Raw genomic sequence first — 24,778 nt, forward strand, 5'->3', positions numbered from 1 at the left:
CAGGATGCGTTGCGGGCAACGCGCCTGTAGCCTGCGGCTGCGGGTCTATACTTACAGCACCCCATCCGGCCACGGAGGGAGTGAGAAAAGGGTCTGACATGAAAAAGATTGATGCGATTATCAAACCATTCAAACTCGACGATGTGCGCGAAGCCTTAGCCGAAGTCGGCATCACCGGGATGACGGTCTCTGAAGTGAAAGGCTTTGGTCGTCAGAAAGGTCATACCGAGCTCTATCGCGGCGCGGAATATATGGTCGATTTTCTGCCTAAGGTGAAAATCGAAATGGTCGTAGGCGACGACATCGTCGACACCTGCGTGGAAACCATTATGAAAACCGCGCAGACCGGTAAAATCGGCGACGGTAAGATTTTTGTTTTCGACGTGTCGCGCGTGGTGCGTATTCGTACCGGCGAAGAGGACGAAGAGGCGATTTAATACAGGCTTTAACAGATAAAAGGCCGCTTTATAAGCGGCCTTTTACTCACTTTCTGTTACAGCCCCTTATGCGGGCCAAACACTTCATAGTGAATGCGAGAGGCGTCGACGCCCGCATCGCGCAGCTGACCGGCGATGAACTGCATAAAGCCGATCGGACCGCACAGCCAGAACTGCTTGCGCGCATCCTGTAATCGCGCGGATTCGGCAGCCAAATCCATCACGCCCTCGGCATCGAAACGGCCGGCGTCGGCCGCCTCCGGCACGCGATACCAGACGCGTTTCTCAAAGTCGCGCAGACGAGCGCCCGTCTCGGCCACTTCTTCTGCAAAGGCGTGCTGCGCGCCGTTTTCCGCCGCATGCAGCCAGGTCACCGGCGCGGCATGCTGCTGTTCGGCCAGCGCATGCAGCATCGCCAGCGTCGGCGTTACGCCGACGCCCGCAGAGATCAGCGCTACCGGCGTCTCCGTATCGACTTCCATAAATACGTCGCCGTGCGGCGCGGTCAGATCCAGCACATCGCCGACCTGTGCTTTTTCATGCAGCCAGCCGGAGACGGTGCCTTGCGCGTCGCGCTTCACTGCAATGCGGTAGCTTTTGCCGTTGCTGGTGTGGGTCAGCGAATACTGGCGATTCTGCTGAAACTCAAATTCGGCGGGATGCAGATGCACGGTGAGATACTGACCTGGTTTAAATGCCGCAACCGCGCCGCCGTCGACCGGGGTCAGTGTAAAACTTTTGATAACGGAACTTTGCGCTTCGATAGCGGCAATGCGGAAGGGGCGCGTGCCGCGCCAGCCGCCTGCCTGCTGCTCGGTTTCCTGATAAATCGCCTCTTCGCGCTGGATAAAGACATCGGCCAGCACGCCGTAAGCACGGCCCCATGCCGCCAGCACCTCATCGCCTGGATTTAGCAGCTCTTCAATCGTTGCCAGCAGGTTCTCGCCGACAATCGCGTACTGTTCCGGCTTGATCGCCAGGCTGGCGTGCTTCTGAGCGATCTTTTCGACGGCGGGCAGCAGCGCCGCCAGGTTATCGAGATTCGCGCCATAGGCGCAGATGGCGTTAAACAGCGCTTCGCGCTGGTTGCCGTTGCGCTGGTTATTCATATTGAAGACGTTTTTGAGTTCGGGATGCTGCGACAGCATGCGGTCGTAGAAGTGAGCCGTAAGCTTTGGTCCTACGGCGGCGACGGCGGGAAGCGTAGATTTCACGGTGGCGATGGTTTGTGCGTCAAGCATGGGAATACCTCAGGCTGCGTAAAGTTGCATTTTAAATGCATGTTATAATCGTACCCCTGAGGTTGTAAATAACCCGCTGCTAAATCGGGCGATCTCGCTGGCAAGGTTTAAGTACAAATTGAAAAAATCTACGTCACAACCTGATGAAAAATCGTGAAGAGCCTGGCATAGAGAAAAGCGTAAAAAACCTTTGCCAGCGCCGAGCCAATCGTTTGCGTGCAAAGCGGAATTGGCGCTACCGTCACCTGGCAAAACGGTTTACACTGTTGGCCTTTGCTCCGTAAGGGAGCCTAAACCGCCGTTAAAAAGTTAGCTGAGTCAGGAGATGCGGATGTTAAAGCGTGAAATGAACATTGCCGATTATGATGCCGAGTTGTGGCAGGCGATGGAGCAAGAGAAAGTGCGTCAGGAAGAGCACATTGAACTGATTGCTTCTGAAAACTACACTAGCCCACGTGTAATGCAGGCGCAAGGTTCGCAGCTCACCAATAAATACGCGGAAGGGTATCCGGGAAAACGCTACTACGGCGGTTGTGAATATGTCGATATCGTTGAGCAGCTGGCCATCGATCGCGCGAAAGCGCTGTTCGGCGCCGACTTTGCCAACGTGCAGCCGCATTCCGGCTCTCAGGCTAACTTCGCCGTCTATACCGCGCTGCTGCAGCCGGGTGACACCATTCTGGGCATGAACCTGGCGCACGGCGGTCACCTGACTCACGGTTCGCCGGTCAACCTTTCCGGCAAACTCTACAACGTCGTACCTTACGGCATCGATGAGAGCGGCAAAATCGACTACAACGAGCTGGCGGAACTGGCGAAAACCCATCAGCCGAAAATGATCGTTGGCGGCTTCTCCGCCTATTCCGGCGTCTGCGACTGGGCGAAAATGCGTGAAATCGCTGACAGCGTCGGCGCTTACCTGTTCGTCGATATGGCGCACGTGGCTGGTCTGATCGCCGCTGACGTCTATCCGAACCCGGTGCCGCATGCGCACATCGTCACCTCGACCACCCATAAAACTCTGGCGGGCCCGCGCGGCGGCCTGATCCTGGCGAAAGGCGGCGACGAAGATCTCTACAAGAAACTTAACTCTGCCGTCTTCCCGGGCGGGCAGGGCGGTCCGCTGATGCACGTTATCGCCGGTAAAGCGGTAGCGTTTAAAGAGGCGATGGAGCCGGAGTTCAAAGCGTACCAGCAGCAGGTCGCGAAAAATGCCAAAGCGATGGTGGAAGTGCTGATCGCGCGCGGCTACGACATCGTGTCCGGCGGCACTCATAACCACCTCTTCCTGATCGATCTGGTGAGCAAGAACATGACCGGCAAAGAGGCGGACGCCGCGCTGGGCCGCGCCAACATCACCGTTAACAAAAACAGCGTGCCGAACGATCCGAAAAGCCCGTTCGTTACCTCCGGCGTGCGTATCGGTACGCCTGCCGTGACCCGTCGCGGCTTTAAAGAAGCGGAAGTCCGCGAGCTGGCCGGCTGGATCGCCGACGTGCTGGATAACGTCAACGACGAAGCGACTATCGAACGCACCAAACAGAAAGTGCTGGAAGTCTGCTCGCGCCTGCCGGTTTACGCGTAAGCGTACGCCTGCGCGATCGTGATTGAGGATGGCTTCGGCCATCCTTTTTTATTGCCGTTTTTAGGCTAAAATCGCGCGCACTTACTTATCATGGACGCTTTGCTGCGGGAGGCAGAATGACCATCGGCTCGGCGAAATGGCTCGGTCTTGGCTATTTCACTTACTTTTTTTGCTACGGCATCTATCTGCCTTTCTGGGGCGTCTGGTTAAAAGAGACCGGCCTCGACGCGGAAAAAATCGGCCTGCTGTTGGGCTGCGGCATGGTGGCGCGCTTCGTGGGCAGCCTGCTGATCGCTTCACAGGTCAAACATCCGGCGCAGCTGATTACCGCGCTGCGGCTGCTGGCACTGATGACCTGCCTGTTTGCCGCCGGCTACTGGATAGGGCAGCAGTGGCTGTGGCTGCTCTTCGTTATGGTGGGCTTCAACCTCTTTTTCTCGCCGCTGGTGCCGCTCAGCGATGCGCTGGCCGCCACCTGGACGCAGCAGATCGGACTCAAGTATGGGCCGGTGCGGCTGTGGGGATCGCTGGCGTTCGTGATCAGCTCCGCGCTCACCGGGCTGCTGGTGAACCACTGGTCATCGCAGGCGATTCTGGCGCTGCTCTCCGTCGGGGTGCTGGCGATGCTGGGCGGTATGCTGTTGCCGCCGCATACCCGACCGCAGGGCGAAGAGCGGCACAGCGCGGCGAGCGGCGGCTGGCAGGCGTGGCGCGATCTGCTGCGAGAAAACAGCGTATGGCGCTTTATGCTGTGCGTCACGCTGATGCAGGGGGCGCACGCCGCCTATTACGGCTTTAGCGCCATCTGGTGGCAGCAGAGCGGCTATTCCGCTTCGGTGGTCGGCTATCTGTGGTCGCTCGGCGTGGTAGCGGAGATTGTGGTTTTCGCCCTGAGCAATCGCCTGTTTCGCCGCTGGCGCGCGCGCGATCTGCTGCTGCTCTCCGGCCTCTGCGCGCTGGCGCGCTGGACGCTGCTGGGCGCGACCGTTGAGCTGCCGTGGCTTATTGTGGGGCAGATCCTGCACTGCGGCAGCTTTACCGTCTGTCATCTGGCGGCGATGCGTTTTATCGCCGCGCGCCGCGGCCCGGACGTGATTCGGCTGCAGTCGATCTATTCAGCGCTGGCGATGGGCGGCGGTATTGCGGTGATGACCATGATCTGCGGCGTGCTGTTCGCGCATCTGCAGGGCCATCTTTTCTGGGTGATGGCGCTGGTGGCGCTGCCGGCGCTCTTCTTGCGGCCGCGCGCGGTTTAAGCCTCCAGCAGCGCCCGGATGCGCTGCTGCTGATGTTCGCTCAGCGGCAGTTCGGCGTGGATTAGCGGCGGCGAATAGAGCGGCAGCGAGGTGGCGTAAGGCGAGATCACCAGCGCGATTTCGCGCGGCGCGCCCTCGCGCTGAAAGTCGCTCATTTCCTGATATTTGATATTGATCGGCAGCAGCGAGATTTCGCGGATCTGCTGCTCGATCTGCTGCTCAAGCCGGGCGTTATCGCCCGTCAGCAGCAATACCTGCTTCTCCTGCAGCGCGTTCTCCTGCATCAGCCAGGCGCCGAAGATCACCGCAATCAGGCTCACCTCCTCCTGACTAAAGCGCAAATCGTACGCAGTTTCGAAATCGCGCAGCGCCTGCTGCGTAGTGCGTAGCAGACGCGGATAGAGCCTGGTAACGTCCAGCGCCACGCTGTTATCGATACCGATGCCGAAATGAGCGCGATCCAGCGCCTGCGCCAGATGGGTATAGAGCTGCTCCGTCAGTTCCTCGGGCGCCTCGAAGCGCAGTTCGGCCAGCTGTTCGAAGGCGGCGACCAGCTGTCTGGTGGCCTGCATCAGCCGCTGGCTGCAGGGATGGTCGAGCGCGTCAGGCGCTGGCGCGTGGATCATGCTAAACAGCAGCGTCCAGAATTCCGCTTCGCTGATATGCGGCGCCAAATGGCAGCGCTTTTGCCAGTGCAGAATGACGTCCATCGCCGCCTCGCGCTCATACTTTTGCTGCAGCCAGGCGAGCTGGCGCTCGTTGAACAGCGCGGGCTGACGCTGCATCAGGCCATATTTCATAAAGATTTGCAGAAACAGGCGATCGCGCGCGCTGAAGTCGCGGCAGAGCTTCAGGCTGCAGTGCTTGATCAGCGCCTGCAGATTGGTTTCGTCGTAGAGCGCTTTTTCTATTTTCATCGCTTTCAGCCGCTGGCGCAGCGGCGCGGCGAAGTGGTCGCGCACGAAGTTTTCCGACAAGCGCAGCCCGCGCCGCAGCCAGTGCAGCAGGCAAAGTCGCCGATCCAGCTCGGTGCCGTGAATGCGAAAGCTGCCGTCCACCATATGATGCAGTTCCAGCTGGTGATAACGCTGTATCTCATCCCTGACATCTTCGATATCCTGTCGGGCGACAGCGGCCTCGACCCCGTTCAGCTGACAGAGTTTTTCGAGCGTAAGCGCGGGAGTGGGCAGATACAGTAGCAGCAGCAGATGACAACGACGCTGTGAACGGGTGAAGAGTGGTGCCGAAGAGGGAGCAGAACTCATCAGTCTAGATTCCAGCGGTCCGGTATTGCGCTAAGAATAGCCAATGGCGAATAAGGCCGCGGCTTTCGGCTGGTTTTTTGTGCAATGCTTCAGGACGGGTCACAATTTTTTTGTCATTCACCGGAGCGTTTAACCTGGTATGTCTCTTTTTAACTTTAAAAGAAGCGCGCTTTTTACCTTACTAATGGCGCTGAGCGCCGGTAGCTATGCGCATCCGCACAGCTTTATCGACATGCAAACCGAGCTGCTCGCCGACGGCGATGCGTTGACCGGCCTGAAAATGCGCTGGACCATGGACGAGATTACCTCGGCCGATCTGCTTTACGACGCAGGCGATGCGAAGCCCGGCAGCGAAACCTGGAAAAAGCTGGCGGCGGAGGTAATGGCGAACGTGCTGGGCCAGCACTACTTTTCCGAAGTCTGGCACAACGGCCAGCGCGTGAAATTCCTTAACCTGCCGAAGTCCTATGCGCTGTCGCGCAGCGGTAATAAAGCGGTGCTGGAGTTTGTGTTGCCGCTGGCAGAGCCGCCGCAGCTGGCCGGACAGCGTTTCGACATCCTGACGTTCGATCCCACCTATTTCGTCGATATGACCTATCGCGACGCCCGCGCGCTTAGCCTGCCCGCCGCGCTGCAGGACCGCTGTCAGGTGGCGCTGCAGACGCCGAAACCTGACAGCTCGCTGAAGCAGTACGCGCTGTCGCTCGATAAAGCCGACGCGCCGTCTGAACAGATGGACCTGGGGCGTCAGTTTGCGCAAAAGGTGACGCTGACATGTCATTGATGCTTTCTCAACGCCGCGCGCGTCGCGTCTGGCCGCTGTGGCTGCTAGCCCTTGCGCTGGCGGCGGGCGCGTTGACGCTGTGGCAATACTGGCCGCAAATTCTGCTGCAAAGCGCCATCTGGCAGAAAGGGCTTCATCAGCAGATGACCCAGCTGCTGCAGCAGGTTAAAACCGCGCCCGGACAGGCTGGCGGTTTGCTGGTGCTGTTCAGCCTGGCCTATGGCGTGCTGCATGCGCTGGGGCCCGGCCATGGCAAAGTGGTCATCACCACCTTCCTCGCGACTCATCCGGCGCGCCTCAATCTCACCCTCAGGCTGACGCTGCTGGCGTCGCTGGTGCAGGGCAGCGTAGCCATTGTTCTGGTGACGCTGATGCTGGTAGTGCTGCAGACCTCTTCGCGCCAGCTGCATCTCAGCAGCTACTGGCTGGAGAAGGGCAGCTATCTGCTGGTGATCGGGTTAGGGATATGGATCGGCGTGCGTGCCCTGAAGACGCTGCTTCGTCAACTACGTCCGCGCTCGCCGATAACGATCCGCGCGCTGCGCGCCGATCATCAGCACCACGCGCACTGCGGCTGCGGCCATGCGCATCTGCCGGACGCGCAGCAGGTCGCTGAGGCGGTCAGCGTGAAAACCCAGCTGCTGCTGATAGCGTCAATGGGGCTGCGTCCCTGTTCGGGCGCGATCATGATGCTGCTCTTTTCGCGCGTTATCGGCGTTTATCTCTGGGGCGTCCTGTCGGCCGTCGTGATGGCGCTGGGCACCGCGTTAACCATTTCCGCCATCGGCCTGCTGGTGCAGCGCGCTCGAACGCTGGCGCAGCGGCTGGGCGGTGAAAGCCGCGCGGCCTCGACGGCGGCGCTGGCGATGCCTTTGCTGGCGCTGATCGGCAGCGCGCTGCTGATCGCGGCGGGGCTGGCGCTGTGGCAAAGCGCCGCACCCGGCGTCGGCGGCGGTCTTCGTCCGTTCGGATAACAATCGCAACAGGGGACGCAAAAAAATATTATCTTGCGTCCTTGCTTTATTCCGCTTTGCTTATCTCAAATATTCACGCTTCGCTAACTGCATTATATTGCCGCTTACTCTGGTGAAAATAGTTTTCTCGTCTACGCTAAATAACAACAACCACATGTATTGTCTTTTTTTAATATTGATTATTTAACGTTGTCTGTTGCGAGGAGAACCACCATGCACGAAACCCGGATTAATAATGGCACAACAGAAACCATTACTGAAACGCACGCGGGATTACCGTTAAAGCGTATTTCATGGAGCGCCGTATTCGCTGGCGTAATTGGCGCGCTGATTGTGCATATTTTACTGACGCTGCTCGGCACCGCGATTGGCGCCACCACCGTCGATCCGCAGCAGGAGCAAAATCCGCTGCAGCATCTTGGCACCGGCGCCCTGGTGTGGACCGGTCTGAGCATGTTGATCGCCATGGCGGTGGGTAGCTATCTGGCAGGCCGTCTGGCGCAGCGTGAAGGCGCTCTGCATGGTCTGCTGATGTTTGGCCTGAGCACGTTATTTACTATCTGGCTGGCCGTGTCTCTTGCCAGTAGCCTGATCGGCGGCGCATTTAATATTATTGGCGCAGGCTTCCAGGCGGCAGGTAACGGTATTTCCGCAGCGGCGCCGGCAGTGACCGACTTTGCCAAACAGAAGCTGCAGGAAAATAATATCAACCTCGATGATTTGCAGAATGAATTGACTACCACGCTGCGCCAGACCGGCAAGCCGGAATTGCAGCCGGAAAATTTACAGCAGGATGCGAATAGCGAAGCGAATAATGCCGAAAATCAGGCGAAAAATACCGCGCAAAATCCGCAGAACGCCGATACCGATATTACCAACTGGATTAGCGGCGTAATGAATCGTCATGCCGATACTCTGCAGGCGGCTGACCGCGACGCGCTGAAAAATATCATCAAGGCGCGCACCGGTAAGAGCGATCAGGAAGTTGAGCAGATCGTTAGCCAGACCGAACAGAGCTATCAAAAAGCGATGCAGCAGTATCAACAGCTGAAACAGCAGGCAGAACAGAAAGCGCGCGAGGCGGCTGAGCAGGCTGCTGCGGCAACCGCGAAAGCGAGCTGGTACGCCTTCTTTATGCTGCTGATTGAAGCGGTGCTGGCTGGCGTGATGGGACGCATTGGTCGTCGCACTCAACCGCGTCAGGTGCTGAGCCACGAACGTCGTTAAGATTGAGATTGAGTTAATAAAAAGGCGGCTGAAAAGCCGCCTTTTTCATATCAGCGTTTCAGCGCTTCGCTCAGCTCGTCGCGCATGCTGGAGAGCAGCGATTTCACCACGCGCGGGTTGCCCGCCACGATATTGCCCGAGTGCATATAACCGTGACCGCCGGTAAAGTCCGTGACCAGACCGCCTGCTTCACGCACCAGCAGTTCGCCGGCAGCAAAATCCCACGGCTTCAGGCCGATTTCAAAATAGCCATCAACGCGGCCGGCGGCGACGTAGGCCAGGTCCAGCGCAGCGGAGCCGGTGCGGCGGAAGTCGGCGCACTGGGTAAACAGCTTCGTGACCACATTCATAAAGGCCGGAGCGTGCTGCTTGGTTTTGAACGGGAAACCAGTGGCGAGAATCGTGCCGTCGAGATCGCGAGCGGTGCTGCCGCGCAGACGGTAACCGTTAAGCTGCGCGCCCTGACCGCGTACGGCGGTGAAGAGTTCGTTGCGCATCGGATCGTAAACCACTGCCACTTCGGTACGGCCTTTAATGCGTACGGCGATAGAAACAGAGAAGTGCGGCAGGCGTTTGATAAAGTTGGTGGTGCCATCCAGCGGATCGATAACCCATTGAATGTCCTGATCGTCGCCCGCCAGTTCGCCACTCTCTTCAGTAATGATGGAGTGCTGCGGGTAGGATTTGCGAATCACTTCGATAATCAGTCGTTCTGCATCACGGTCAACATTGGTAACAAAGTCGTTGCTGCCTTTCTGGCTCGCTTCGACCGCGTCCGGGGTTTCATAATTCTTGGCAATCAGGTTGCCGGCCTTGCGCGCAGCGCGCACGGCGATGTTGAGCATCGGATGCATCGGTATCTCTCACTGGATGTTAAAGAACGAGGAAAAACGGCGCGGAGTATAGCAGCGCATTCTTTAAATGTCTCGAGTTATGTTAGCATGCTGCCCATCATTTCCTCACTGACGCCAATCTAATGCTGCAAAATATCCGAATCGTACTGGTGGAAACCTCTCACACCGGCAACATGGGCTCCGTGGCCCGTGCCATGAAAACCATGGGCTTAAGCAATCTCTATCTGGTTAATCCGCTGGTGAAGCCTGACTCGCAGGCGATCTCGCTGGCGGCGGGTGCCAGCGACGTGATCGGCGACGCGCAGATCGTTGACACGCTCGACGACGCCATCGCCGGCTGTAGCCTGGTGGTCGGCACCAGCGCCCGCTCGCGCTCGCTGCCCTGGCCGATGCTCGACGCGCGCGAATGTGGCGTAAAAAGCGTGGAAGAGGGGCAGCAGGCGCCGGTGGCGCTGGTCTTCGGGCGCGAACGCGTCGGGCTGACCAATGAAGAGCTGCAGAAATGCCATTACCACGTCGCCATTCAGGCGAACCCGGAATACAGCTCGCTCAACCTGGCGATGGCAGTGCAGATCATCGCCTACGAGGTGCGTATGGCGTGGCTGGCGGCGCAGGAAAAAGCGCAGCCCGCGCCGGTATACGCTGAGTCGCCATACCCGCTGGTAGACGATCTGGAACGCTTCTATCAGCACATGGAACAGATGATGCTGACCAGCGGCTTTATCCGCGAAGGCAACCCGGGACAGGTCATGAGCAAGCTGCGCCGTCTCTACACGCGCGCTCGTCCAGAGCGCGACGAGCTGAATATTCTGCGCGGCATGCTGGCCTCGTTTGAGAAGCGCAAAGGCGAAAAAGAGTAGTTGAGTAAATTACTCGGTTAAATAGTTGACCAAAATACTCGGGAATGTCAGACTTCGGCTATCTTTTGCTAATCCTCCGATAACCGGACGCTATTGAGGTAGTACGCTATGAGACTGACATCCAAAGGACGTTACGCCGTTACCGCGATGCTGGACGTTGCCCTGCATTCCCATCAGGGGCCGGTTCCGCTGGCTGATATTTCCGAGCGTCAGGGCATTTCGCTCTCCTATCTGGAGCAGTTATTCTCGCGTCTGCGTAAACATGGTCTGGTCGCCAGCGTGCGCGGTCCGGGCGGCGGTTATCTGCTGGGCAAAGAGTCCAGCGCAATTGCGGTAGGCGAAGTGATTACCGCCGTGGATGAGTCCGTCGACGCCACCAAGTGTCAGGGCAAAGAGGGCTGCCAGGGCGGCGAACGCTGCCTGACCCATGTGCTGTGGCGCGATCTTAGCGTGCGCATCAGCGATTTCCTGAACAATATTACGCTGGCCGAGCTGGTGAACAATCAGGAGATCCTTGACGTGGCGGACCGTCAGAACTCACAGGACAATCGTCGTTTCCAGAACAACCGCGTTCAGGAAATTAACGTCAATCTGCGCGCCTCTTAATCCCCTTTCTCTGCGGCCCTTACTGCTAACGCGGTGAGGGCCGAATCTGCTATAAAGACGTATGATTTTTGATACGGAGCTTTAGCGCAATGAAATTACCGATTTACCTGGATTACGCCGCGACCACGCCGGCCGATCCGCGTGTGGCCAGCAAAATGATGCATTTCCTGACGCTGGACGGCACCTTTGGTAATCCGGCTTCGCGCTCGCACCGTTTCGGCTGGCAGGCGGAAGAGGCGGTCGACGTGGCGCGCAATCAGGTGGCGGAACTGGTCAACGCCGACCCGCGTGAAATCATCTTCACCTCCGGCGCGACTGAATCGGACAACCTCGCCCTGAAAGGCGCCGCGCATGCCCAGCGCGCGCGCGGTCAACATATCATCACCAGCCAGACCGAACATAAAGCGGTGCTCGACAGCTGCAAACAGCTGGAAAGCGAAGGCTTTACGGTGACTTATCTGACGCCGCCCGCCAACGGCATTATCACGCCTGACGCCGTGCGCGCCGCGCTGCGCGACGACACCGTGCTGGTGTCGCTGATGCACGTGAATAACGAAATCGGCGTGATTCAGGATATCGCCGCCATCGGCGAGCTGTGCCGCGCGCGCGATATTCTTTTCCACGTCGACGCCACCCAGAGCGTCGGCAAGCTGCCGATTGACCTGAGCGAGCTCAAGGTCGATCTGATGTCGTTCTCCGCCCACAAACTCTACGGCCCGAAAGGCATCGGCGCGCTTTACGTGCGACGCAAACCCAAAGTCACCATCGACGCGCAGATGCACGGCGGCGGACACGAGCGCGGCATGCGCTCCGGCACGCTGCCGGTGCACCAAATCGTCGGTATGGGCGAAGCTTTTCATCTCGCGCGCGAGGCGCAGGAAAGCGAGATGGCGCGCCTGGCGACGCTGCGCGCACGACTGTGGCAGGGGCTGAGCGCGCTGGACGGCGTGCAGCTTAACGGCGATCTGGCGCAGAGCGCGCCCAATATTCTCAATATCAGCTTTGCTGGCGTCGACGGCGAGTCGCTGATTATGGCGCTGAAAGATCTGGCGCTCTCATCGGGTTCGGCCTGTACTTCCGCCAGCATGGAACCCTCCTACGTGCTGCGCGCCATCGGCCTTGATGAGGCGCTGGCGCACAGTTCGCTGCGCTTTTCGCTCGGCCGCTTCACCACCGAAGAAGAGATCGACTACGCCATTGCGCTGGTGCAAAAGGTGGTCTCTCGCCTGCGCGCGCCGGTGTCCGCCTCACGTTAACGGCTGCGCCCTGTTCCGGGGAAATCCGGAAACGGCGCGCCTCCAGTTAGATCCGCTGGCGTCACCCGGCAATATCTGTTATCAGGTCTGACGTTTAACGGCTAAAGCCTGCGCTTCTGGCTGGATGATACTTATAACGCATATGGAGTTTCGCGATGACAACACAACCGATGAACATTACGCTGAGCCACCAGCCCGCTGATGCGCGCTGGGGCGAAAAAGCGATTCTGACCAGCAACGACGACGGCATGACCATTCACCTGCACGGCGCGGATCAGCTCACTACTATCCAGCGCGCGGCGCGCAAGATCGACGGGCAGGGCATTCGCCATGTCGCCCTGAGCGGCGAAGGCTGGGATCTGGAGCCGTGCTGGGCGTTCTGGCAGGGCTATCGCAGCCCGAAAGGGGAGCGCAACGTCGTCTGGCCGACCCTGAACGAACAGGATCAGGCGGAGTTTTCCCGCCGTCTGCGCATTATCGACTGGGTGCGCGACACCATTAACCTGCCAGCGGAAGAGCTGGGTCCGGAAGATCTGGCGCACGGCGCTATCGATCTTATCAGAGAAGTCGGCGGCGACGCGGTCAGCTATCGCGTTACGCGCGGCGACGATCTGCGCACGCAGGGCTATCTCGGCCTGCATACCGTTGGACGCGGCTCCAGCCGTCCGCCGGTGCTGCTGGCGCTGGACTACAACCCGACCGGCGACGACAGCGCGCCGGTGTACGCCTGCCTGGTCGGCAAAGGCATCACCTTCGATACTGGCGGCTACAGCCTGAAGCAGAGCGCCTTTATGGACTCGATGAAGTCTGACATGGGCGGCGCGGCGACCCTGACCGGCGCGCTGGCGCTGGCGATTTCGCGCGGCCTGAAGCAGCGCGTCAAGCTGTTCCTCTGCTGCGCCGACAATATGGTCAGCGGCAACGCTTTCCGCCTCGGCGACATCATCCGCTACCGCAACGGCAAATCGGTCGAAGTGATGAACACCGATGCGGAAGGGCGCCTGGTACTGGCCGACGGTCTGATCGACGCCAGCGAACAGCAGCCGACGCTGCTGATTGACGCCGCGACGCTGACCGGCGCGGCGAAAACCGCGCTGGGCAACGACTATCACGCGCTCTTCACCTTCGACGACGTGCTGGCGCAGTCGCTGATGGGCAGCGCCACCAGCGAGAACGAGCCGTTCTGGCGTCTGCCGCTGGCGGAGTTCCACCGCAACCACCTGCCTTCGAATTTCGCCGATCTCAATAATATCGCCAGCGCGGCGCATTCGGCGGGCGCAAGCAGCGCGGCGGCGTTTCTGTCGCACTTCGTCACCCGCTATCAGGAAGGCTGGCTGCACATCGACTGTTCGGCGACCTACCGCAAAGGCGCGGTGGATCAGTGGTCGGCAGGGGCAACCGGCATTGGCGTGCGTACCCTGGCGAATCTGCTGCTCAAGTAAAGGATCCGGCGACGGCGTTGACCGTCGCCTTAGTGAGAAAGGCAAAACATGAACCGTCTTGAAGAGGTGCTGAAGCTGGCGGCAACCGAGCCGGCGCACCGTCCGGAGTTTTTTCAGCTGTTGCTGGCCGCCGACGTCTGGGTACCGGGCGAAAGCACCGAGACGCAGTTCGCGGCGGATACGCCGGTCGATCTGCAGCACTGGGAAAAAGAGGATGGCCGCAGCGTCATTCCGTTTTTTACCTCGCAGGAGGCGATGAGCGAAGCGATCGCGGGCGAACAGGCTTATCTGCGCCTGCCGGTGCGCACGCTGTTTGAGATGACGCGCGGCGAAACGCTGTTCCTGAATCCCAAACTGCCCACCGGCAAGGAGTTTTCTCCGGCGGAGATCGCCCATCTGCTGGGCGAAGAGGGCGACGCGCTAAGCCAGCAAACCGTGCTGGAAGGCGGCCACGCGCTGCTGCTGTCGGAGGTGGAGACGCCGCCCGCGCAGATGATCGACTCGCTGACCCAGCTGTTCAGCAAATACAAACAGGTGCGCCGCGCCTTTATCGCCGGCATTCGCGAAAGCGCGGACCAGCAGCCGAATCTGCTGATCGGCATTGAGGCGGAAAGCGATATTGAAGCGATTATTCAGGCGGCGGGCAGCGTTGCGACCGATACGCTGCCGGACGACGCGCCGATCGATATCTGTGAAGTGGTGGCGGACGAGAAGGGCATCAGCCACTTTTTCACCGCCCACATTACGCCTTTTTACGAGCGTCGCTGGGGCAGTTTTCTGCGCGATTTTAAAGGCAGTCCGCGCATTATCTAATCGGGTGCGGCGCGATGCCGCACCCCGATCATTTCTCGATCGGCAGATCGTCCCGACTGCCCCATTCGCCCCAGGAGCCGTCATAGAGCGTGACGTCGCGCGCGCCCAGCACGGTCAGCGCCAGGATCACCACCACGGCGGTCACGCCTGAACCGCAGCTCGCCACCACCGGCTCATCCAGCTTCACGCCCGCTCTGGCGAAAACCGCGCGCAGCTCGGCTTCTGGCTTCAGGGCGCCGTTCGCCACCAGATCGTTCCAGGGAACGTTCAGGCTGCGGGGAATATGGCCGCGATGCAGGCCCGGACGCGGCTCATCGACTTCGGCGTTGAAGCGGTTCGCCGCACGCGCGTCGACGATCTGCGCGCCGCCCTCATGGCTGATCAGCAGCACATCGGTCAGACGTTTTACCTGCGCCTCATCAAATGTCGCCTCGAACTCTCCTTCCGGCAGCGCGACCTGGCCGGTCGCCAGCGGCAGACCCGCCGCTTTCCAGCCCTGCAGGCCGCCCGCCAGGATCGACACCTGCGCCACGCCGAACGCGCGCAGCATCCACCAGGCGCGCGGCGCAGAGAAGAGGTTGCCCTCGTCGTAGACCACCAGATGTTTGTCGCTGTGGACGCCCATTTCGCGCATCGCCACGGCGAAACGCTCGGCGCGCGGCATCATATGCGGATAAGGACTGGTGTGGTCGGAAAGCGCTTCAATATCGAAGAACGGCGCGCCCGGCAGGTGGCCCGCCAGATACTCCGCCGTGATATTGCGCACGGCCTCCTGGCCCGGCGGCAGCATGCGGGCGTCCAGCACCTGCACGTTCTCGTCGGCGTAGTGTTCATTTAACCAGTCAGCGGAGACAAATATGGCTGTCATTGCAACCTCTTCTTATCGTCAGGAAAAGTCCAGTGTCGGGGAATGTGAAGGCTATCTCAAGGGCGGCATTGCTAAAATCGCGGGTTTGCGGTGAAATTGCGCAGCGAAATTAACCCATCTGGGACGGGCGAGGGATTTACCATGGAAAGAGTTATCAAACGTCTGCTCGCTGGCGTCGCGCTGGGCGCAGCGCTGCTGGGCAGCGGCACCTTTATGCTGGCCGCTGCAGAGCCTGCCGCGACGCAGCCGGCGGCGAAAGCGCTCTCGGTTATCGACTTCTCCGAGCTGCAGCTGGACGGCGCGGCCGCGCTGGTGCTTACCTTTAATACGCCGCTCGACGACAAACAGGATTTTGCCGCGCGCGTCGCGCTCATCGACGACAAAAGCGGCAAGGTCGACGGCGGCTGGGAGCTGGCGCAGAACGGCAAGTCGCTGCGTTTTCGCCATCCCGAACCCTCGCGCAAGCTGACGGTCAGCGTAGAGGCCGGCCTGCGCGCCGCCAACGGCACCACCTTAGCCACGCCCTTTAGCCAGTCGCTGACCACGCGCGATATTCAGCCGATGGTGGGTTTCGCCAGCCGCGGCTCGCTGCTGCCGCTGCGTCTGACCCAGGGGCTGCCGATACTGGCGCTCAACGTTGCGCGCGTCGACGTCGATTTCTTTCGCGTTAAAGCCGCCTCGCTAAACGATTTTCTCGCCCAGTGGAACTACGGCAACAATCTCTCTTACTGGTCGTCGCGCGAACTGCTTAATCATGCCGACCTTGTCTACACCGGGCGCTTCGACCTGAATCCGGCGCGCAATACGCGAGAGAAACTGCAGCTGCCGCTGGCGGAGGTAGCGCCGCTGAAACAGCCGGGCGTCTATCTGGCGGTGATGAAACAGGCGGGTTCCTATAATTATACGCTGCCCGCCACGCTGTTTACCCTGAGCGATATCGGGCTGTCGCTGCATCGTTTCCCTGGTGAAATGGCGCTCTTTACCCAGAGTCTGGCGAGCGGCGCGCCGCTGGCTGGCGTCAGCGTGCAGCTGCTGGATGAAAAGGGAAAACAGCTTGCCAGCGGCGTCAGCGACGACAGCGGCTATCTGCGTCTGCCGACGCAGGCGAAAGGCAAAGTGTTAATCGCCACGCAAAAAGAAGAGACCTCGCTTATCGATCTCAACCTGCCGGCGCTGGATCTGGCGGAGTTTCCCGTCGGCGGCCCTCAGGGCTACGACAAGCAGCTGTTCGTTTTCGGCCCGCGCGATCTCTATCGTCCCGGCGAAACGGTCATCGTTAACGCGCTGCTGCGCGATGCCGACGGCAAGCCGCTGCCCGCGCAGCCGCTGAAGGCGGAAGTGGTGCAGCCCAACGGCGAAGTGGCGCAAACCTTTCTCTGGCAGCCGGAGAGCGGCTTCTATCAGCAGCGCTTTGCGCTGCCTTCCTCCGCGATGACCGGCGACTGGACGCTGCGCCTGAACAGCGGCGACAGCCAGCCGCGCAGCTGGACCTTTCACGTAGAAGATTTCCTGCCGGAGCGCATGGCGCTGACGTTGCAAAACAGCGACAGCCCGCTCTCGCCTGACGACGACGTCGTTTTCAATATCGAGGGCCGCTACCTCTACGGCGCGCCCGCGGCGGGCAACGAACTGCAGGCGCAGCTGATGCTGCGGCCGGCGCGCGAAGCGGTCGCCGCGCTGCCGGGCTACCAGTTCGGCGACGTGATGGAGCAGGAGAGTAAACGCAACCTGGACGATATCGACGACACGCTGGACGACGAGGGCAAACTGCAGCTGACGGTAGAGAGCGAATGGGCGCAAATCCACTCGCCGCTTAACCTTATCCTGCAGGCGAGCCTGCTGGAGACGGGCGGACGGCCGGTCACGCGCCGCGTCACGCAGGCGATCTGGCCTGCGCCCGCGCTGCCCGGCATCCGGCCGCTGTTCAACAGCGAATCGGTCTATGACTACCGCTACGATCGTTACACCCAGCAGCCGACGGTGCCGGAGAACAGCGTTGCCGACTTCGATATCGTCTATGCCAACAGCAAAGGGGAGAAGCTGGCGGCGAAGGATCTTGAGGTGCGCCTGATCCACGAGCGGCGCGACTACTACTGGAGCTTCTCCGACAGCGAAGGCTGGCAGATGCGCCACGACGAGAAGGATCTGCAGGAGGACGCGCAGCGTATTTCGCTGGCCGCCGGCAGCAGTCGAAAGGTGAGTTTCCCGGTAGAGTGGGGCGCCTATCGCCTCGAAGTGCAGGCTGGCGAGAAGATTATCTCCAGCGTGCAGTTCCGCGCCGGCTACTGGTGGGAGGACAACACCAACGGCACCGGCGCGCTGCGGCCCGATCAGGTGAAGCTCAAACTGGATAAAACCGCGCTGCGGCCCGGCGAGACCGCCCATGTTCAGGTGGAGTCGCCAGCAGCGGGCAAAGGTTATCTGATGGTGGAGTCGAGCAGCGGCACTCTGTGGCGGCAGCCGATAGTGGTGCCTGCGGGCGGCACGACTATCGATGTGCCGCTTGACGCCAGCTGGAAGCGCCACGATCTCTACCTCAGCGCTATCGTGGTGCGCGACGGCGATAAGGCCAGCGGCGCCACGCCCAAGCGCGCCGTCGGTTTGCTGCCGCTGCCGATGGCGACCGACGCGCGTCGCCTCGATCTGACGCTGGACGCGCCGCTAAAAATTCGCCCTGAACAGACGCTGAAGGTTAAGGTCAAAGCCAGCCGCGTCGGCGGCGAGCTGCCGCAGACTATCCAGGTGCTGCTGTCGGCGGTGGACAGCGGCGTACTGAATATCAACGACTACAAAACCCCCGATCCCTGGGAAGGCTTCTTTGGCCGCAAGCGCTACAACGCCGATCAGTATGACGTTTTCGGCCAGCTCATCGAGGGCGGTGGACGCCTGGCGACGCTGCGTTTCGGCGGCGACGGCGACGATGAAGCGTCGTCGCGCGGCGGCAAAAAGCCGCTCACCGAGGTCAATATCGTGGCGCAGCAGCTTCAGCCGGTCACGCTGGATAAAAACGGCGAGGGCACGCTGGAGCTACCGATCCCGCAGTTCAACGGCGAACTGCGTCTGATGGCGCAGGCGTGGAGCGCCGACAGCTTCGGTTCGACGGATCGAAAAGTGGTGGTGGCCGCGCCGCTGATCAGCGAGCTGGCGACGCCGCGCTTTATGGCGAGCGGCGATCAGGCGATGCTGGCGCTCGATCTCACCAATCTCACGGAGCAGCCTCAGGCGCTGAAAGTCGATGTGCAGACCCAGGGCCAGATCGCGCTGAGCGGCGGCGCCTCGCACCGCGTTCAGCTGGCGAAAGGGGCGCGTACCACGCTGCATATACCGGTGAAGGCGCAGGGCGGTTTCGGCGAAGGCGCGGTGCAGGTGCGGGTCTCCGGCCTGGCGATCGCGGGCGAAGCGCTGGCCGACAGCCAGCGTAGCTGGAAAATCGGCGTGCGTCCGGCTTATCCGGCGCAAACGCTGAGCTTCGACGGCATGATGCAGGCTGGGCAGAGCTGGCAGGTTCAGGCCGCCGCCCTTAGCGGGCTGCAGCCTGAAACGCTAAGCGGACAGCTCTCGCTCAGCAATCAGCCGCCGCTCAATATCGGCCGCTATATCAGCGCGCTTTACGCCTATCCGTACGGCTGCCTTGAGCAGACCGCCAGCGGTATCTGGCCGTCGATTTTCACCAGCCAGGCGCAGCTCGCCGCGATGGGCATCAAAACCAGCAGCGACGAGGCGCGGCGCGCCGCCGTCGATACCGGCATCGCGCGCCTGGCGGGCATGCAGCGCGGCAACGGCAGCTTCGGCCTCTGGAGCAAAGAGAGCGAAGAGGAGTTCTGGCTGACCGCCTACGTCACCGATTTCCTGCTGCGCGCCAGCGAGGCGGGCTACAGCGTGCCGACGGAGACGATCGCGCGCGCCGACGAGCGCCTGCTGCGCTATCTGCAGGATCCGGCGCAGATCGAAACCCGCTGGAGCAGCAACGAGGAGGCGATGCGCTTTAGCGTGCAGGCCTACGCGGGCATGGTGCTGGCGCGTCAGCAGCAGGCGCCGCTCGGCGCGCTGCGCGCGCTCTATGAGAAGCGCGACAAGGCCAAATCGGGACTGGCGCTGGTGCAGCTCGGCGTGGCGCTGAAGCTGATGGGCGATCCGCAGCGCGCGCAGCTGGCGCTGGCGCAGGGCGTCGGCCTGACGCGCGAAGCAGACGGCTGGCTGGGCGATTACGGCAGCGCGCTGCGCGATCGCGCGTTGACGGTAGCGCTGCTTGCGGAAAACCAGCTGCTGCCGGAGATGCAGCCGGCGCTGCTGTCGGAGCTGGCGAAAGCGGCGTATGGCCAGGCCTGGTTCTCTACCCAGGAGAATAACGCCCTGTTCCTGGCGGCGCGCACGCTGCAGCAGCATAAAGGCGAAGCCTGGCAGGCGACGCTGGCGGGCGACGCCCAGCCGCTGGCAGGCAGCGGCCCGCTGACGCAGGGCATGAACCAAAGTCAGCTGCAGCATGGCGTTACGTTGACCAACAGCGGCCAGGTGCCACTCTACGGCGCGCTCAACGTCACGGGTTATCCGCTTGCCGCGCCGAAGCCGATGCACAACGTGCTTAACCTGACGCGCGAATACTTCACGCTCGACGGCAAACCGGCGGATCTGGATAACCTCAGCAGCGGTCAGCTGCTGGTGGTGCGGCTCAAGGTCTCCTCCAGCAAGCGCGTCAGCGACGCGCTGGTGGTCGATCTGCTGCCTGCCGGTCTGGAGCTGGAAAACCAGAACCTCAGCGACAGCAGCGCCAGCCTCGGCGACGGCGCGGATGCGCTGAAAGAGAGCATGATGGATATGCAGCAGGCGGATATCCGCCATATCGAGTTCCGCGACGATCGCTTTGTCGCGGCGCTGGCGCTGAGCGGCTACAAAACCGAGACGCTGCTCTATCTGGCGCGCGCGGTGACGCCGGGCAGCTATCGCCTGCCGCCGCCGCAGGTCGAGTCGATGTACGTGCCGGAGTGGCGCGCCGTGGGCGCGACGCCGGAGAAAATCAGTGTGCGTTAAGGCATGAAGCTGAAAGGCGGACAAAAGCGGTGGCTCTGGCCGCCGCTTGTTCTTTTAGCGCTGGCGCTGGCGCTTTTCGGACTCGACCGGCTGTTTCCGCTGCCGCTGCGCGAGGTGCAGCCGGCGCGCGTGGTGGTCGCGGAAGATGGCACGCCGCTCTGGCGCTTCGCTGATAAGCAGGGCGTCTGGCGCTATCCGGTCACGACAGAGGAGGTCGCGCCCGCCTACCTTGAGGCGCTGCTCAACTACGAAGATCGCTGGTTCTGGCGTCATCCCGGCATCAATCCCATCGCCGTCCTGCGCGCGGCCGGGCAGAATCTGCGCGCTGGCGCCATCGTTTCCGGCGGCAGCACGCTGACCATGCAGGTGGCGCGCCTGATCGATCCGCAGCCGCGCAGCTTCTCCGGCAAGGCGGTGCAGGCGTGGCGGGCGTTGCAGCTGGAGTGGCACCTGCCGAAGCGCGAGATTCTGACGCTCTATCTCAATCGTGCCCCTTTTGGCGGCACGGTCGAGGGCGTGGGCGCGGCAAGCTGGATCTGGCTTGGTAAGCCGCCCTCGCAGCTGACGAAAGGCGAGGCCGCGCTGCTGGCGGTGCTGCCGCAGGCGCCTGGCCGCCTGCGCCCGGATCGCTGGCCGCAGCGCGCCGAGGCGGCGCGCAATAAGGTGCTGCAGCGCCTGGCTGAACACCGTGTCTGGCCGCAGCAGGAGGTCGACGAGATCCTGCAGGAGCCGGTCTGGCTGCCGCCGCGCCAGATGCCGCAGACCGCGCCGCTGCTGGCGCGCCGTCTGCTGTCGCTCTCGGCCGACGCTAAAATCGTCTCGACGCTGGATCTCTCGCTGCAGCGCGAGCTGGAAAATCTTGCCGCCGCCCTTAAGCCGCAGCTGCCGCCGCGCACCTCGCTGGCGATCCTGGTGGCGGATCACACCGATATGAAAGTACGCGGCTACGTCGGCTCGGTGGATTTTCGCGACGACAGGCGCTTCGGTCATGTGGATATGGTCGCCAGCGTGCGATCGCCCGGCTCGGTGCTGAAACCCTTTATCTACGGCATGGCATTGGACGACGGCCTGATCCACGGTGAATCGCTGCTGCAGGACGTGCCGCGCCGCTTTGGCGACTACCGGCCCGGCAATTTTGACAGCGGCTTCCACGGGCCGGTCAGCGCCAGCGAAGCGCTGAAGCGCTCGCTCAATCTGCCGGCCGTCCAGCTGCTGGACGCGCTTGGCCCAAAAAGCGTGACGGCGCGGCTGCGCAACGTGGGCCTGAATTTGCGCTTCCCGGCCGGCGACGAGCCAAACCTGTCGCTGGCGTTAGGCGGAACCGGCGCGCGGCTGGATGAGCTGGTGGCGGCCTATAGCGCCTTTGCGCGCCAGGGCAACGCCGCGCAGCTGCGCTACCTCGCGGATCAGCCGCTGCGGCAGCGTCGCCTGCTGTCGCCGGGCGCGGCCTGGATCGTGCGGCGCATGCTGGCGGGCGATGCGCAGCCTGTCGCCAGCGGCGCGACAAGCAACATCGTGCCGCTGGCGTGGAAAACCGGCACCAGCTACGGCTACCGCGACGCCTGGAGCATCGGCGTCACGCCGCGCTATCTCATCGGCGTCTGGGTCGGCAGACCGGACGCCACGCCGGTCGCGGGGCAGGTCGGCTTCGCCTCGGCGGTGCCGGTGATGCATCAGGTGGCGAACCTGCTGGCTGGCCATATGCCGATCGGCGGCACGCCGCGCGATCCGCGTCCCGCCTCGGTCAGCGCGCAGAGCATCTGCTGGCCCGGCGGCCAGCCGCTGCCCACAGGGGATGAGAACTGTCGCCAGCGCCGACAGAGCTGGGTGCTGAATCAGACCCTGCCGCCGACGCTGCTGGCGCCGGGACAGGAAGGCGTGAACGGACTGCGGCTGCGCTACTGGCAAAACGCGCAGGGAAGGCGGGTGGCAGCGGACTGTCCCGGCGCCCAGAGCCGCGAACGGCTGCTGTGGCCGCTGCCGCTGGAACCCTGGCTGCCCAGCAGCGAGCAGCGCGCGCAGCGTTTGCCGCCGGTCGACGCCGCCTGTCCGCCGCTGCGCCAGGGCAATGCGGCGCCGATGGTGATAACCGGCGTCATCAACGGGCAGCATCTGCAGCCGCTGCCCGGCAAAGCCGTGCTGATGGTGCCGGTGGCGGTGCAGGGCGGTCAGGGCGCGCGTCGCTGGTGGTTTTTAAACGGCGAGCCGCTAGAGCAGGGCGAGGAGAACAGCCGCGTACAGCTGGCGTTGCGCGATGCCGGCCCCTGTCAGCTGGTGGTGATGGATGAGGCGGGAGAGCTGGCGGCCGTTTCCTTTATCCGCGACTGAATGCACATTATTTGCCTGCCTGCATCGACAGATATCAATAATTTTCAATAAATCATACGATAGCTAATAGGCAACGCCCGTTGATCTCCCTATAATCGGCGCGTTTTCTTACCGGGAGCGGGTTCCCGGTTTCTTCAGGATGCTAAAGACAGAGGTCAACATGGCAATCGAACGTACCTTCTCCATCATTAAACCAAACGCCGTTGCTAAAAACGTGATTGGCGCCATCTACAACCGTTTTGAAAGCGCTGGCTTCAAAATCGTTGGCGCTAAAATGCTGCAGCTGAGCAAAGAGCAGGCTGAAGGTTTCTACGCTGAGCACCAGGGCAAGCCGTTCTTCGACGGTCTGGTAGAGTTCATGACTTCTGGTCCGGTTGTGGTATCTGTGCTGGAAGGCGAAAACGCCGTTCAGCGTCACCGCGATCTGATGGGCGCGACCAACCCGGCGAACGCGCTGGCTGGCACGCTGCGCGCTGACTACGCCGACAGCTTCACCGAAAACGCCACCCACGGTTCTGACTCCGCTGAGTCTGCCGCGCGTGAAATCGCCTACTTCTTCGGCGAAAACGAGATCTGCCCGCGCACGCGTTAATCGCGTAGAGGCCAGCCGGAGCGCGCGCTTTACAAATTTCTCGCTAACGCGTCGCCCTCTACCCTGGCATCACACCGCAGATGTTGTACAATATCGCGCCCTTGTTGAGCTAGTCTCAGCAAGGGCGTCTTTTTTTTCTATCCTTAACCAGAGCCATAACGTGTAATAACGAGGCCAGAGAATATTATGTCCGAACTGATTGTGACGCCGTCGTCCGCTTCCCCCGTTGCTGTTGCCCCCAAAAGCGAAAAAATTAACCTGCTCGATCTTAACCGCCAGCAGATGCGCGAGCTCTTTCTCTCGATGGGCGAAAAGCCGTTCCGCGCCGATCAGGTGATGAAGTGGATGTATCACTACTGCTGCGACGATTTCGAGCAGATGACCGACATCAACAAGGTACTGCGCGGCAAACTGAGCCAGATCGCGGAAATCCGCGCGCCGGAAGTGGCGGAAGAGATGCGTTCTAGCGACGGCACCATTAAATGGGCGATACGCGTCGGCGATCAGCTGGTGGAAACCGTCTATATCCCGGAAGACGATCGCGCCACGCTCTGCGTCTCCTCGCAGGTGGGCTGCGCGCTGGAGTGCAAGTTCTGCTCGACGGCGCAGCAGGGCTTCAACCGCAACCTGCGCGTCTCCGAGATTATCGGCCAGGTATGGCGCGCGGCGAAAATTATCGGCGCCGCCAAAGTCACCGGCCAGCGTCCTATCACCAACGTGGTGATGATGGGCATGGGCGAGCCGCTGCTTAACCTCAACAACGTCGTGCCGGCGATGGAGATCATGCTGGACGACTTCGGTTTCGGCCTCTCAAAGCGTCGCGTTACCCTGTCGACCTCAGGCGTGGTGCCGGCGCTTGATAAGCTCGGCGATATGATTGACGTTGCGCTGGCGATTTCGCTGCATGCGCCGAACGATAAGCTGCGCGACGATATCGTGCCGATTAACAAAAAGTACAATATCGAGATGTTCCTCGGCGCGGTGAAGCGCTATCTGGCGAAGTCGAACGCCAATCAGGGGCGCGTGACCATCGAATATGTGATGCTGGACCACGTGAACGACAGCACCGACGATGCGCACGAGCTGGCGGCGCTGTTGAAAGATACGCCGAGCAAGATCAACCTGATCCCCTGGAACCCCTTCCCGGGCGCGCCTTACGGCCGTAGCTCCAACAGCCGCGTTGACCGCTTCGCTAAGGTATTGATGGAATACGGGTTTACCACTATCGTGCGTAAAACGCGCGGCGACGATATCGATGCGGCCTGCGGACAGCTGGCGGGCGACGTAATTGACCGCACCAAGCGTACCATGCGTAAAAAAATGGCGGGCGAAGCCATATCTGTGAAGGCGCTCTGAAACCGG

19 protein-coding genes are annotated in these 24,778 nt (G+C 61.3%); 15 read left to right on the plus strand and 4 right to left on the minus strand.

The features are described from left to right. The first annotated feature begins 98 nt into the window (after positions 1–98). Complete coding sequence (gene glnB, locus PVE98_RS04655) at positions 99–437, plus strand: nitrogen regulatory protein P-II (RefSeq protein ID WP_033753971.1); 339 nt, start codon at positions 99–101, stop codon at positions 435–437. A gap of 56 nt (positions 438–493) precedes the next feature. Here the strand turns inward: glnB and hmpA are convergent, their stop codons facing one another. Continuing rightward, positions 494–1,678, minus strand: coding sequence for an NO-inducible flavohemoprotein (hmpA, locus tag PVE98_RS04660; RefSeq protein ID WP_096073630.1), 1,185 nt, complete (start codon positions 1,676–1,678; stop codon positions 494–496). 331 nt (positions 1,679–2,009) lie between these two features. Here hmpA and glyA point away from each other — a divergent pair, with 331 nt between their 5' ends. Further along, positions 2,010–3,263, plus strand: a complete 1,254-nt coding sequence (gene glyA / locus PVE98_RS04665) for a serine hydroxymethyltransferase (RefSeq protein ID WP_033753967.1) — start codon at positions 2,010–2,012, stop codon at positions 3,261–3,263. Positions 3,264–3,379: 116 nt separating this feature from the next. Further along, positions 3,380–4,519, plus strand: a complete 1,140-nt coding sequence (locus PVE98_RS04670; RefSeq protein ID WP_096073629.1) for a 3-phenylpropionate MFS transporter — start codon at positions 3,380–3,382, stop codon at positions 4,517–4,519. Here the strand turns inward: PVE98_RS04670 and csiE are convergent. Next, positions 4,516–5,784 (minus strand): stationary phase inducible protein CsiE, encoded by a 1,269-nt coding sequence (gene csiE, locus PVE98_RS04675; RefSeq protein ID WP_096073628.1) that lies wholly within the window; start codon positions 5,782–5,784, stop codon positions 4,516–4,518. The two genes, PVE98_RS04670 and csiE, sit on opposite strands and share 4 nt — an antisense overlap. A gap of 184 nt (positions 5,785–5,968) precedes the next feature. Here csiE and PVE98_RS04680 point away from each other — a divergent pair, with 184 nt between their 5' ends. From PVE98_RS04680 to PVE98_RS04690, 3 genes are all read left to right on the plus strand, one after another. Then, positions 5,969–6,568, plus strand: coding sequence for a DUF1007 family protein (locus PVE98_RS04680; protein ID WP_369826202.1), 600 nt, complete (start codon positions 5,969–5,971; stop codon positions 6,566–6,568). Beyond that, complete coding sequence (locus PVE98_RS04685; protein WP_096073626.1) at positions 6,559–7,542, plus strand: nickel/cobalt transporter; 984 nt, start codon at positions 6,559–6,561, stop codon at positions 7,540–7,542. Before PVE98_RS04680 ends, PVE98_RS04685 begins: the two co-directional genes overlap by 10 nt. Before the next feature lie 213 nt (positions 7,543–7,755). Beyond that, entirely contained in the window at positions 7,756–8,769 is a 1,014-nt protein-coding gene (locus PVE98_RS04690) for a TIGR04086 family membrane protein (protein WP_033753956.1), read from the plus strand. A 50-nt stretch (positions 8,770–8,819) separates the two neighbouring features. Here the strand turns inward: PVE98_RS04690 and suhB are convergent, their stop codons facing one another. Then, entirely contained in the window at positions 8,820–9,623 is an 804-nt protein-coding gene (suhB, locus tag PVE98_RS04695; protein ID WP_033753954.1) for an inositol-1-monophosphatase, read from the minus strand. A gap of 122 nt (positions 9,624–9,745) precedes the next feature. On the opposite strand from suhB, the gene trmJ reads away from it, so the two are divergent. The 5 genes from trmJ to sseB all read left to right on the plus strand — a co-directional run bounded on the left by trmJ (position 9,746) and on the right by sseB (position 14,600). After that, the gene (gene trmJ, locus PVE98_RS04700; protein ID WP_033753951.1) at positions 9,746–10,483 is read left to right on the plus strand and encodes a tRNA (cytosine(32)/uridine(32)-2'-O)-methyltransferase TrmJ; all 738 of its coding nucleotides are present in this window, start codon (positions 9,746–9,748) and stop codon (positions 10,481–10,483) included. Positions 10,484–10,591: 108 nt separating this feature from the next. Further along, positions 10,592–11,089 carry a Fe-S cluster assembly transcriptional regulator IscR gene (gene iscR, locus PVE98_RS04705; RefSeq protein ID WP_033753949.1) on the plus strand — a complete coding sequence of 166 codons (498 nt, stop codon included), beginning with the start codon at positions 10,592–10,594 and terminating at the stop codon, positions 11,087–11,089. Between the two features lie 89 nt (positions 11,090–11,178). Beyond that, positions 11,179–12,345, plus strand: coding sequence for an IscS subfamily cysteine desulfurase (locus PVE98_RS04710; protein ID WP_096073625.1), 1,167 nt, complete (start codon positions 11,179–11,181; stop codon positions 12,343–12,345). Between the two features lie 155 nt (positions 12,346–12,500). Further along, on the plus strand, positions 12,501–13,787 hold the full coding sequence (pepB, locus tag PVE98_RS04715) for an aminopeptidase PepB (protein WP_096073624.1): 1,287 nt from the start codon (positions 12,501–12,503) through the stop codon (positions 13,785–13,787). Positions 13,788–13,835: 48 nt separating this feature from the next. Continuing rightward, positions 13,836–14,600, plus strand: coding sequence for an enhanced serine sensitivity protein SseB (gene sseB, locus PVE98_RS04720; RefSeq protein WP_333621038.1), 765 nt, complete (start codon positions 13,836–13,838; stop codon positions 14,598–14,600). 28 nt (positions 14,601–14,628) lie between these two features. Here the strand turns inward: sseB and sseA are convergent, their stop codons facing one another. Continuing rightward, positions 14,629–15,468, minus strand: coding sequence for a 3-mercaptopyruvate sulfurtransferase (gene sseA, locus PVE98_RS04725; protein ID WP_096073623.1), 840 nt, complete (start codon positions 15,466–15,468; stop codon positions 14,629–14,631). Between the two features lie 141 nt (positions 15,469–15,609). Here sseA and PVE98_RS04730 point away from each other — a divergent pair, with 141 nt between their 5' ends. The 4 genes from PVE98_RS04730 (at position 15,610) to PVE98_RS04745 (ending at position 24,772) form a co-directional block, all read left to right on the plus strand. After that, positions 15,610–20,496, plus strand: a complete 4,887-nt coding sequence (locus PVE98_RS04730; RefSeq protein ID WP_096073622.1) for an alpha-2-macroglobulin — start codon at positions 15,610–15,612, stop codon at positions 20,494–20,496. A 3-nt stretch (positions 20,497–20,499) separates the two neighbouring features. After that, on the plus strand, positions 20,500–22,824 hold the full coding sequence (gene pbpC / locus PVE98_RS04735) for a peptidoglycan glycosyltransferase PbpC (protein ID WP_407568550.1): 2,325 nt from the start codon (positions 20,500–20,502) through the stop codon (positions 22,822–22,824). A 160-nt stretch (positions 22,825–22,984) separates the two neighbouring features. Beyond that, a complete protein-coding gene (gene ndk, locus PVE98_RS04740) occupies positions 22,985–23,416 on the plus strand; it encodes a nucleoside-diphosphate kinase (RefSeq protein WP_003848684.1) in 432 nt (143 codons plus the stop codon). Between the two features lie 186 nt (positions 23,417–23,602). After that, on the plus strand, positions 23,603–24,772 hold the full coding sequence (locus PVE98_RS04745; protein WP_033753922.1) for a bifunctional tRNA (adenosine(37)-C2)-methyltransferase TrmG/ribosomal RNA large subunit methyltransferase RlmN: 1,170 nt from the start codon (positions 23,603–23,605) through the stop codon (positions 24,770–24,772). The last annotated feature ends 6 nt before the right edge of the window (positions 24,773–24,778 follow it).

Source organism: Pantoea sp. GABEPS69 (assembly GCF_045780835.1).
Taxonomy (GTDB): domain Bacteria; phylum Pseudomonadota; class Gammaproteobacteria; order Enterobacterales; family Enterobacteriaceae; genus Pantoea; species Pantoea septica.

Excerpts from the sequence above, each read along its gene's own strand:
- glnB (WP_033753971.1), top strand. The coding sequence starts at position 99 with ATGAAAAAGATTGATGCGATTATCAAACCATTCAAACTCGACGATGTG.
- hmpA (WP_096073630.1), bottom strand. The coding sequence starts at position 1,678 with ATGCTTGACGCACAAACCATCGCCACCGTGAAATCTACGCTTCCCGCC.
- glyA (WP_033753967.1), top strand. The coding sequence starts at position 2,010 with ATGTTAAAGCGTGAAATGAACATTGCCGATTATGATGCCGAGTTGTGG.
- PVE98_RS04670 (WP_096073629.1), top strand. The coding sequence starts at position 3,380 with ATGACCATCGGCTCGGCGAAATGGCTCGGTCTTGGCTATTTCACTTAC.
- csiE (WP_096073628.1), bottom strand. The coding sequence starts at position 5,784 with ATGAGTTCTGCTCCCTCTTCGGCACCACTCTTCACCCGTTCACAGCGT.
- PVE98_RS04680 (WP_369826202.1), top strand. The coding sequence starts at position 5,969 with ATGGCGCTGAGCGCCGGTAGCTATGCGCATCCGCACAGCTTTATCGAC.
- PVE98_RS04685 (WP_096073626.1), top strand. The coding sequence starts at position 6,559 with ATGTCATTGATGCTTTCTCAACGCCGCGCGCGTCGCGTCTGGCCGCTG.
- PVE98_RS04690 (WP_033753956.1), top strand. The coding sequence starts at position 7,756 with ATGCACGAAACCCGGATTAATAATGGCACAACAGAAACCATTACTGAA.
- suhB (WP_033753954.1), bottom strand. The coding sequence starts at position 9,623 with ATGCATCCGATGCTCAACATCGCCGTGCGCGCTGCGCGCAAGGCCGGC.
- trmJ (WP_033753951.1), top strand. The coding sequence starts at position 9,746 with ATGCTGCAAAATATCCGAATCGTACTGGTGGAAACCTCTCACACCGGC.
- iscR (WP_033753949.1), top strand. The coding sequence starts at position 10,592 with ATGAGACTGACATCCAAAGGACGTTACGCCGTTACCGCGATGCTGGAC.
- PVE98_RS04710 (WP_096073625.1), top strand. The coding sequence starts at position 11,179 with ATGAAATTACCGATTTACCTGGATTACGCCGCGACCACGCCGGCCGAT.
- pepB (WP_096073624.1), top strand. The coding sequence starts at position 12,501 with ATGACAACACAACCGATGAACATTACGCTGAGCCACCAGCCCGCTGAT.
- sseB (WP_333621038.1), top strand. The coding sequence starts at position 13,836 with ATGAACCGTCTTGAAGAGGTGCTGAAGCTGGCGGCAACCGAGCCGGCG.
- sseA (WP_096073623.1), bottom strand. The coding sequence starts at position 15,468 with ATGACAGCCATATTTGTCTCCGCTGACTGGTTAAATGAACACTACGCC.
- PVE98_RS04730 (WP_096073622.1), top strand. The coding sequence starts at position 15,610 with ATGGAAAGAGTTATCAAACGTCTGCTCGCTGGCGTCGCGCTGGGCGCA.
- pbpC (WP_407568550.1), top strand. The coding sequence starts at position 20,500 with ATGAAGCTGAAAGGCGGACAAAAGCGGTGGCTCTGGCCGCCGCTTGTT.
- ndk (WP_003848684.1), top strand. The coding sequence starts at position 22,985 with ATGGCAATCGAACGTACCTTCTCCATCATTAAACCAAACGCCGTTGCT.
- PVE98_RS04745 (WP_033753922.1), top strand. The coding sequence starts at position 23,603 with ATGTCCGAACTGATTGTGACGCCGTCGTCCGCTTCCCCCGTTGCTGTT.